This is a genomic window from Pseudomonas sp. AC463 (genome assembly GCF_979253585.1).
The window spans coordinates 1-301 of sequence record NZ_CEEDDZ010000414.1 but is presented as its reverse complement, the minus strand read 5'-3'; the positions used below and the strand labels follow the sequence as shown (position 1 = coordinate 301).

Here is a 301-nt window from a genome sequence, read left to right as displayed (position 1 = left end):
ATCCCGAGCGTCCCCTCCGCTCCCACGAGCAGATGATCGAGGTCGTAGCCGCGATTGTCTTTTTTCAGGGCCGCGAGTCCGTCATAGACGGAGCCATCCGCCAGTACCGCCTCCACGCCCGCGACCAGCCCGCGTATCGTGCCGAAGCGCAGCACCTGCGTGCCGCCGGCGTTGGTCGATACCAAGCCGCCGATCGTCGCGCTGCCCCGTGCGCCGAGGGTCAGGGGAAAGCGTCGGCCGACCGTCAGCGCGGCATCGTGGAAGGTCTGGAGAACGACGCCCGCCTCGACCACCGCCAAGC

The 301-nt window shown here is 68.8% G+C and carries 1 protein-coding gene; it reads right to left on the bottom strand.

Annotated elements, in window-relative coordinates:
• The coding region (locus AC0IYH_RS30780) for an FAD-binding oxidoreductase (protein WP_471837960.1) at positions 1–301 on the bottom strand (301 nt) is incomplete at both ends.